Annotated in this window: 10 protein-coding genes; all 10 read left to right on the plus strand. The window is 51.1% G+C overall.

What is annotated here, in order from left to right:
- The coding region (locus KJ869_00205) for a hypothetical protein (GenBank protein ID MBU1575612.1) at positions 1 to 358 on the plus strand (358 nt) is incomplete at its 5' end.
- A 1-nt stretch (position 359) separates the two neighbouring features.
- Positions 360 to 1,247, plus strand: coding sequence for a glycosyltransferase family 2 protein (locus KJ869_00210; protein ID MBU1575613.1), 888 nt, complete (start codon positions 360 to 362; stop codon positions 1,245 to 1,247).
- A 45-nt stretch (positions 1,248 to 1,292) separates the two neighbouring features.
- Complete coding sequence (locus tag KJ869_00215) at positions 1,293 to 2,180, plus strand: glycosyltransferase family 2 protein (GenBank protein MBU1575614.1); 888 nt, start codon at positions 1,293 to 1,295, stop codon at positions 2,178 to 2,180.
- 298 nt (positions 2,181 to 2,478) lie between these two features.
- Complete coding sequence (locus KJ869_00220; protein ID MBU1575615.1) at positions 2,479 to 3,234, plus strand: class I SAM-dependent methyltransferase; 756 nt, start codon at positions 2,479 to 2,481, stop codon at positions 3,232 to 3,234.
- 15 nt (positions 3,235 to 3,249) lie between these two features.
- A complete protein-coding gene (locus KJ869_00225) occupies positions 3,250 to 4,149 on the plus strand; it encodes a glycosyl transferase family 2 (GenBank protein MBU1575616.1) in 900 nt (299 codons plus the stop codon).
- Between the two features lie 6 nt (positions 4,150 to 4,155).
- A complete protein-coding gene (locus KJ869_00230; GenBank protein ID MBU1575617.1) occupies positions 4,156 to 5,391 on the plus strand; it encodes an O-antigen ligase family protein in 1,236 nt (411 codons plus the stop codon).
- A complete protein-coding gene (locus KJ869_00235) occupies positions 5,388 to 6,398 on the plus strand; it encodes a glycosyltransferase (protein MBU1575618.1) in 1,011 nt (336 codons plus the stop codon). The genes KJ869_00230 and KJ869_00235 overlap by 4 nt, the downstream gene beginning before the upstream one ends.
- Before the next feature lie 54 nt (positions 6,399 to 6,452).
- Positions 6,453 to 7,697: a glycosyltransferase family 4 protein gene (locus tag KJ869_00240; GenBank protein ID MBU1575619.1), complete on the plus strand. Its 1,245-nt coding sequence runs from the start codon at positions 6,453 to 6,455 to the stop codon at positions 7,695 to 7,697.
- Positions 7,698 to 7,705: 8 nt separating this feature from the next.
- On the plus strand, positions 7,706 to 8,287 hold the full coding sequence (locus KJ869_00245; GenBank protein ID MBU1575620.1) for a GNAT family N-acetyltransferase: 582 nt from the start codon (positions 7,706 to 7,708) through the stop codon (positions 8,285 to 8,287).
- Positions 8,287 to 9,369, plus strand: a 1,083-nt coding sequence (locus KJ869_00250; GenBank protein ID MBU1575621.1) for an O-antigen ligase family protein, incomplete at its 3' end; no start/stop codon positions are given. The genes KJ869_00245 and KJ869_00250, both read left to right, overlap by 1 nt.

Raw genomic sequence — 9,369 nt, forward strand, 5'->3', positions numbered from 1 at the left:
CGCCATCAGGAAGATCAAGAGGTATCTGGGCAAAGAAGGCATTTTGATAGCCAGCATTCCCAACATCAGGGAATTCAAAACCATCTGCACGCTGTTTTTCAAGGGCGACTTCAGATACGCCGAGGCCGGCATACTGGACCGGACCCATTTGAGGTTCTTTTGCAGGAAGAACATGGTGGAATTATTCGTAAATGATTTTGAAATAATGGAGATCAAGAGCGTTCCGGAGCTTTTAAAAGGCGAGATGGCTTGGCTGAACAAGCTGACCTTGAGGAAATTCGAGGAGTTTTTTGTCATCCAGTATATAATCGTGGCCAGGAACAAGGTGCTTCCCGCCCAAACTTCCCAGAGAGGATAGAATGGCCGATCAGCCGTTGGTATACATCGTGGTGTTGAACTACAATGGATACCAGGACACCCTGGAATGCCTGGAAAGCCTGGAAAAGCTCAGTTACGGGAACTTCCGGGTGGTGGTGGCCGACAATTGCTCGACCGATGCCTCGGAATCCTTGATCCGGGCCGGCTACCCCGGGCATTCATTTATCCAAACCGGGAAAAACCTAGGATACGCCGGGGGCAACAATGCGGGGATACGCCTGGCCCTGGAGCACCAGGCCGATTATGTCTGCCTGCTGAACAATGACACCACCATAACCCCGGAATTTTTAGAGCCTCTGGTTAATTGGATGGAGCAGGATAAGATCACCGGCATCGTCGGCCCCAAAGTCTGTGATTATTACGATAAAAACATCATCCAGGCCACCGGGTCAAGGGCCAACCTTTTTTTTGGAAAGTTTTATCAGCTTAACGGTGGGAAAAACAAGGATGAGATCAAGGGTGTTTTCGAGGTTGATTATGTGGCAGGGTCCTGCTTGCTTGTCAGAAGCGAGCTGATATCGAAAATCGGGTTTATCCCGGAGGAATATTTCCTTTTTTTCGAAGAAACAGAGTGGTGCCTGAAGTTCAAGAGGGCTGGTTATAAAGTGATGTGCCTGTGTGAAAGCGTGATCTACCACAAAGGATCAAAATCTACTGAAAAAGTTGATGGGATACAGGAATATTACATGTGCCGGAACAGTATCATATTTGAAAAAAGAAACGCCAATAAAGTCCAGTGGACGATCTTCTATTTATACAAGTTGTACAGAATGGCCTTGAGCCTGGCTAAAGGCCGTATAACAGGTAACCTGAACCAGAATATGTTAAAAGGCTTCAGGGACGGGATCGGATACCGGAAGAGTGCATGATAGAGAATGGCGCCGGAAGAGCGGGGTCCGAACAAAAGGAGATCTGTGGATAACCATATAAAAGGTTTGGTCAGCATTGTAATCCCAACCTATAATTGCGCAGATTATGTTTGCGTAGCCGTTGAATCCTGCCTCTCCCAAACCTACCAAACGATCGAAATCATAGTCGTGGATGACGGTTCCACCGACAACACCAGGCAAAGACTAAAGGCCTACATCGACCGGGCTTTGATAAAGTACCTATACCAGGAGAACGGGGAGCGATCGAAGGCCAGGAACAATGGGATAAAAAATGCCAGGGGGGAATTCCTACAGTTTCTGGACGTGGATGATCTGCTGGAGAAGTCAAAAATAGAAAAGCAGATTAATTTCCTGAAAGAGGATCCCAATTATTTCGGAGTCTATTGTGCCGCAGACCACTTTGGAGAGGTTGAAAAAAGATTTCGAAAGGCACATAAGGCACATACCGGAATAATCACAAAAGATATAATCAAAGGCAATTTTATCCTGATTAACACCATGCTGACCAGGAGGTCCGGGGTGTTATTTGACGAAAGCCTGAACACCTTGGAGGATTGGGACTACTGGTTCCATGTCAGCCTGAATGGAAGGCGGTTCGGATATATCGATGAAAAACTGTGCCTGGTCAGAAGGCATCAAAGGAACACATCTAAAAACGGGCTGGCCATGCTCCAGGGGGAGCTGGCGGTTTTAAACAAAATGGAGACAACGGGCGTCTATCCGGCCGAGGTCAAATATTACAGGTTCGAGAGGATGTATTTTTTGGGGATGAAGGGGGCCGGGAAGTCTTTGAGGGATGCCATAGCCCTGGATCCTAAAAAGATATTCACATGCCTGTTATTCTTGACGAAAACCTGGGGAAGAAAGGCTTTGGGATATTTGGGGGCTACCCTATGCCTGAGCCTGCCATGAAGCTGATAGATCGATAGGAGAAGGATGTTGGTAGCAACAAAGGGCGGGAGATGAATATCATCGCCGTGGTGGTCTTGTACCAATGCCGCACGGACCAGTCCCCAACCATCGCAACCCTGTCCCGGAAGAAAAACCTAATATAGAAAACGGCAATGTTTTTTCGCATAGTATGGGGATCCAGCTAAAAAGATAAACCCGGGGCCCAGAATGCAGGCCGGGCCAATCTTCGGATGCACTGACCGTCAAGCAATTGGGGTATGTCAACAAAAGACAATAGGCTATCAAAGGAGAAGATATCATGAAAGAAAATGCAGCGAAAAAAATAGTATTTGCTATTTACAAATTATATTTCAATTTAATTGGGGGTAGTCTTGACAAATATTATTTAGGCAAAGATGTCCCGTTATCTGATATTGTCGGTCATAAGAATTTTATGAACTATTTATCTAAAATTGGAAATCACCAAGGCATGAAAATATTGGAAATTGGCAGCAGGGAAGTGACGGGAAAATCGATGGCGCGAAAAATGTTTGCCAATGCGAACTATGTCGGTTTTGATTATTATCCCGGCCCCAATGTCGATGTGGTCGGGGACGCCCACAAATTATCCCAGTATTTCGATGAAAAATTTGACATCATTTATTCCTCCGCTGTTTTCGAACATTTGGCGATGCCGTGGGTCGCGGCCAAGGAAATCGCAAAACTGCTGAAGGTCGGCGGCATCGTTTTTGTCGAAACCCATTTCGCCTATTCATCGCATGAAAGGCCCGGGCATTTTTATCATTATACCGACATGGCCTTGAAAACACTGTTTTCTCCGGCCCTGGGATTTGAGTGTCTGGAATCCGGCATGTGCAATCCCATTGTGGGCAGATTTTCATCTCTGGCGGATGAAGACTTGAAATACCGGCGGGTAGTGGGGCTTTACTGCCACAGCGAGTACCTCGGCCGTAAGATACGGGAGGTGGCGAATTTTAACTGGGACGATTTATCACTGGAGGAAATCGTGAAAGATACAAAATATCCCCCGCCCAGTAAAAATGAGAATGAGTAGGCTGCCCGGCCCATCTTGAAAACCGGGAACCGCAACACCGATAGCAAAGGGCAGAGAATGAACATCATCGCCGTGGTGGTCTTGTACCAATGTCGCACGGACCAGTCCCCAACCATCGCCTCCCTGGTGCGCTCCTGGGAGCATTGTCAGGATAAAGGACTGGAACTGAAGCTGGTCATCTATGACAACAGCCCGGAACCCCAACGGGTGACCGTCCCGCTGCCTTTCGACCATCAATATGTCCACGATGCCGCCAACGGCGGGCTGGCGGCGGCCTACAACTTCGCTTTGGGATCCGATCCGGGCGATCATTGCCCATGGCTTTTGTTGCTTGACCATGACTCGAATCTGCCGGCTGATTTCATCTCAGTTGCAGCCCGGTCCTTGTCGGCGATCAATCTGGACCCTGTTGTGGCTGCGGTGGTTCCCATGGTTACCAATGTCGGTGCCCCAATATCTCCGGCTCTGGTAAAAAAGGGGGGAAGGATCAGGCCGATTTGGAACCCGGCCCAGGGGGTTTGCCGGCAGGAGGTCACGGCCATCAATTCCGGCACCCTGGTGCGGAAATCATTCGTATCTGAAATCGGCGGTTTCAATAAACAGTTTAGCCTGGACTATCTTGATCACTGGCTGTTCGCCGAAATTAACCGTCGGGGAAGGAAAGTGTATATCACCGACACCATCATCAGCCATGACCTTTCGATCGGGAATACTGCCAGGCCGGTGTCCCCCGAACGTTACCAGGCGGTTCTGCGGGCCGAGACGCTGTTCTACCGGGTTTCCAAAAACCGGGGTGATTTTATCTACCATATGTTCAATCTGGCGGTAAGGGCTGGTCGACAATGTCTAAGGGGCAACAGGAAGTTATCCGGCCTGACATTGAAGCACCTTTTTAATATCGCAGCAAACCGATAGGCTCCAATGAAATCGTTATTAATTAAAGCATTTTACATCTGTATTTGGATCTACTGCGGCATCGCATTTTTTGACCCTTCGGATTATATCCTGGGGGTTAAGCTTCCGTTCTTCGCCCTGATCCTATTCATATTCCTGATGCTGAACCTTTTTGATCGGGCGGTTTTACCCGAAGATCTGCTGCTGAGGGTGATCTTCATTGCCTTTATGCTTCCAGCCTTCTTTCTGGGTGTGTTCATGGTCCGCCATCCCGGACAAAGCCTGACAGATGGCCTTTCCCTGGTGCGGGGGCTTTGGGCAATCATGCTGGTGCTGCCGGTGGTCGCCATGGGGGTAGACCTGCGAAAACCGATGTTTCTTTGCATTGGAATTATGATGCTGAGTATCATAGGCCTTCAGGTCTGCTCCGCCATAGATCCAAAACTCTACGAAAAAATTTCGATTTTTCTGATAGATAATTCTGTAGCACTGATAGGCTTTCGCAATTTTGGGGAACTGGACCTGGTGATGATATTCTTTGTTACCACCCCGCTCCTGGTCATCCCGGTGCCTTTCCTGATCGGGACGATTTTCGGCCAGGGGAGTGCGTGGGGTTGGCGGGTCGGAGCCACCATTTTTCTATTCTTGATTCTGCTGGCATCCTTCCTATCGGCCTCGCGGGCGGTATTTTTTATTTTGCTGGCAGAATGCCTGACCTGTTTTTTGGTCATCGTCAGGCACCGGCCCAGGCTGCTGGCCGGGGCCCTGGTGACGGCGGCCGTCTTTTCCCTGCTGGTCCTGCTGGCCATCCAAAGGACTTCGTTGCTATCGGCGGAAGAACAATCGAACACGGTCAAGATAGCCCATTACAAATCTTTTCTGACCTTCATCGATGAGAATCCCATAGTCCTTTTAACCGGAGACGGCTTGGGGGCCCAGTACTACAGCAATGCTCCGGGAATCAACCGGGAGGTCTATCAGACCGAGCTGACCTATCTCGATATTATCAGATATTTTGGTTTGGCCGGCTGCCTTTGTTTTTTACTGCTGCTGGTCGTTCCGTTTTTCTCCACGATCCCTGACCGGTTGAATATGATGGGATTTCTGGCCTATCTCGTCGTGGCCGGGAACAATCCGCTCCTGTTTAATTCCACCGGGATGCTGGCGGTTGTCTTTTTTTGGTCCCAGCAGTATCGATCATATTGTAAACAAGGCCTTGGGGCAGGGTCCTCCAGCTTACCTTCCCTGGGAGTGACACGATGAAGACCCCTTCTTCCGACCCTGGGATCAGCGTCATCATCGTCAATTGGAACGGGCTGGCCCTGCTGGACGAATGCCTGCAATCGTTGGAAAAGCAGACCTTTCAGGATTACGAAATCATACTGGTCGACAACGGTTCGACCGACGGCTCGGCGGAGTGGGTCCGCCGGCATTATCCCCGGGTAAAGTTACTGACCCTGAAATCCAACCTGGGTTTCAGCGCCGGGAACAACGCCGGGCTGGGCCTGGCCCGGGGGGAATTCATAGCTTTGCTCAACAACGACACCAAGGCAGAACCCGATTGGCTGGCCGTCCTTTATAGCTGCCTTCAGGCCGACGGCCGTATCGCCGCCTGTGATTCCAGAGTTCTTTATTACGATCAGCCCCGATTGGTCTGGAGCTCCGGCGGCAGCTATACGGTGGCGGGATCCGTTTTCGCCCGGTTGAACCGGGAGCCGGATCAAAAGGACGATCAACAGCCGGTTGACGTTTTCATAGCCATTGCCTGCGCCGCCCTCTACCGGAAAAAGGTGATCGATGAAATCGGTTTTTTTGATGAGGACTATTTCAACGGATACGAGGATGTGGACTGGTCCTTTCGGGCCCATTTATTTGGCTATCGGATAGTCAATGAACCTAGGGCCCGGGTATATCATAAAGTGTCAACCACCCAGGTCCACAACAGCCCGGAGTTTGTTTACCACGGGCAGCGGAACGTCAGTATCACCTTTATCAAGAATATGCCGGGCGCACTGCTTTGGAAGTACTGGCCATTACATTTGATCTACATGATGGGAAGCTTTATCTATTTCGCAAAAGTCGGCCAATTGTCGGCCTTTCTCAGAGCTAAATGGGACTTGATCCATAATCTTCCCGCTCTCTGGCGGAAAAGGAGGGACCTGCAGGGCAAAGCCAGACTCTCCTCAACGGCGGTGGAAACGATGCTGGAGAAAAAATGGCTGGGGATAAAAGTTAAGAAATTTGAAAATAAAAACCATGCCGCAGGATAGCTTCAATCATTCAGGAATTTTCTTTTTAACCAGGTAGGGAAGGGGCCAAGGGATTTGACGAAACCTTTGAAGGCAGTGTTCATCTGCCAGTATTATCCGCCCGAGCAGGCTCCCATCGGTGTGATGCTTAAGGAGCTGGCCGAGGATATGGTGAAAAACGGCCACAGGGCGACAGTAGTGACGGGATTCCCCAATCATCCTTCGGGGAAACTCTTTCCCGGCTTTAAAAGAAAACCGTTCGGCATCACCTGGCAAGGCGGGGTCAGGATAATCAGGTGCTGGCTCTGGCTTTCCTCCAGCAAAACGACCTTCAGTCGGCTACTGAACTTCATCAGCTTCGGGATCACCTCCTTTCTGGCGGTATTGCTTTTTGAAAAGCCGGACCTGATCATGGCGGTGTCTCCCCCGTTGTCTAACGGCATCGTAGCCATGATGCTTAAGGGGCTTAAAAGATGCCGCTACATATTCAACGTTCAGGACATCTATCCCGATGCTGCCATGAATGTGGGGGTGATAAAACACCGGGGAGTGATAGGCCTTTTCAAAAAGCTGGAAATGGCGATCTACCGCAAAGCCCGGAAAGTGACCGTCATCTCCGAGGGATTTAAAGAGAACCTGATATTAAAGGGTTTGGATCCCGAGAAAATCGACATCATCTACAACTGGATAGATTCGGCTGAAATAGTTCCCAAGCCCAAGGACAATGCCTTTGCCCTAGAGCAGGGGCTGACCGGAAAGTTCGTGGTGCTATATTCGGGGACCATCGGGGTGATATCGGGGGCGGAGATAATGCTGGAATGTGCCCAAAGCCTGAACCTTTATTCGGACATTCTTTTTCTGATGGTGGGGGAGGGCGTGGTCAAGGACAGAATAAAGACCGCCGCCGGCCAAAAGGACCTGAAGAATATTATGCTGCTGCCGTTCCAGCCCCGGGAGATATTGTCCGAGGTGCTTTCCTCGGCCGACCTGGCGGTGCTTACCCTCCAGAAGAACCGGGGCCAAAGCTCGGTGCCCAGCAAGCTGCTGGGGTACCTGGCGGCCGCCCGGCCGGTGGCGGCCAGCCTGGATGCTGACAGCGATACTGCCAGATTCATAAACCGGGCCCGGTGCGGAATCTGCGTACCGGCCGAAGACGCTGCCGGGTTGACGGCGGCAATTCTGTCCCTATATAACGATCCGGCCCGGAGAGCCAGTCTGGGGCAAAACGGGAGGGAGTTCCTACTGCAATACTGCGACCGGGAATCAGCCACAGCCCAGTACCAGAAACTGATGGAAGAATGTGTCAATCGGAAAACATGATACGAAAGATGACATTAACGGATATAGACCCGGTGGTGCAGACGCATCTTTTAAGTTTCCCAAAATTCTTCCTAAGCATTTTGGGTCCCAGGTTTTTGTCCCTGTATTATTCGTCCGTGTGCTCGGACTCCAGCGGCATTGCCCTGGTGGGACTTAACCAGGCCGGTCGGGTAACAGGGTTTGTGGCCGGGACCACCAACCCCAGGGGCTTTTATACCCGTCTGCTGAAAAAACGGTGGCTGAAATTCGCGATGGCATCCTTTTCGGCTGTCTTGCAAAAACCATCGATCATTCCGCGAATGCTGGGAGCCTTGAGCTTTCCCAAAGAAAACCCCGTCGGACAGGACGTGGCCGGACTGTACTCCATAGGGATATCGCCCGATGATCAGCAGCAGGGAATGGGGCGGCAGCTGGTGGCGGAGTTCCTAATAGAAGCCCGGATTCGGGGGTGCCGGCAGGTATTTTTAACCACCGACCGAGACGACAATGACGGGGTGAACGGCTTTTACCAAAAGAACAAATTCACAATAAAACGCCAATTTGTCACGCCTCAGGGGCGCCGGATGAACGAGTATTGGATAGACCTTTAATGGATAGAAAGAAACTGGCATATTTTTTGGATCAGACGACCCAGTTGGCAATGGTCGGGTTCGTGGGCTCATTGCCGGTGTCGATCGCCTTCACCCAAAGCTCGTTGTTTTTAGGCTGGCTGGCCTGGCTTTTGAAATGCCTGGTGGAAAAACGGTGGAACGGTTTCAAAACCCCGCTGGACCTGGGCTTCGTCCTGTTTTTGGCCTCGGCTTTGCTTTCTACCGTCTTCTCGCTTTCTCCCTGGGAAAGTTTCATCAGTCTAAAAAAATTCTATCTGCTGTCGGCCGTTTACTTCATAGGGTTCAATGTTAAAAGTCAGGAGAGGCTGTTGGAATTGGTAAAACTGTTCCTGATGATGACCGCCTTGACCGGGGTGTACGGCCTGGTGATGTTCGGGTTCGGATACCAGCCCCGGCTTTTGGCCGCCCAGGGAATGGCCATGACCTCCGGCGGGATATTCATGCTGGCTGGGCTGCTGTCTTTTGCCTGGTACCGGTATCAGGCCCAGATCCCCGGCAAATGGCGGTGGGCACAGTCCCTGGCCGTTTCGGCCCTGCTGTGCAGCTGCCTGGTCCTTACCCGGACGGTCAGCTCTTGGTTCGGTTTCATAACGGGTTTTCCGGCCCTGATCAGTTCGTGGTGGAAGAGGGCGGTAATGCTGGTGCTTACCGGGCTGCTTATGGCCGGGGTGTTCTACACCGCTAACAACCTCCGTTTGTCATTCATGTTTTTTTACGGGAACAAGGCCACCTCCTGGAACATGAGATTGGGCTTTTGGCGGATGGGATGGCAACTTATCAAGGAGCGGCCGGTGCTGGGAACGGGGATGATAGACCTAGGTCAGAGGCTGAAAGGGATGCGAACCGCCGAGGACGAAGAAATCTGGCAGGACATACCCATGGGCGGACACCTGCACAACAATTTCGTCCAGATCGCCGCCACCCGGGGAATTACAGGCCTGGCCGCCTTTCTCTTCATGTGGTTCACGATCTTTGCCTTGGCGGTAAAACTGATGGGATCCAAATCACGACTGACCGGCATTTTTGCCGGGGGGATACTAGCGGCGCTGGCGGGTTTCCAG

This window comes from Candidatus Edwardsbacteria bacterium (assembly GCA_018821925.1).
Classification (GTDB): domain Bacteria; phylum Edwardsbacteria; class AC1; order AC1; family EtOH8; genus UBA2226.

Bases quoted from the DNA above. Each gene is read 5' to 3' on its own strand.
- KJ869_00230 (MBU1575617.1), top strand. From the start codon at position 4,156: ATGAAATCGTTATTAATTAAAGCATTTTACATCTGTATTTGGATCTAC.
- KJ869_00220 (MBU1575615.1), top strand. From the start codon at position 2,479: ATGAAAGAAAATGCAGCGAAAAAAATAGTATTTGCTATTTACAAATTA.
- KJ869_00210 (MBU1575613.1), top strand. From the start codon at position 360: ATGGCCGATCAGCCGTTGGTATACATCGTGGTGTTGAACTACAATGGA.
- KJ869_00245 (MBU1575620.1), top strand. From the start codon at position 7,706: ATGACATTAACGGATATAGACCCGGTGGTGCAGACGCATCTTTTAAGT.
- KJ869_00235 (MBU1575618.1), top strand. From the start codon at position 5,388: ATGAAGACCCCTTCTTCCGACCCTGGGATCAGCGTCATCATCGTCAAT.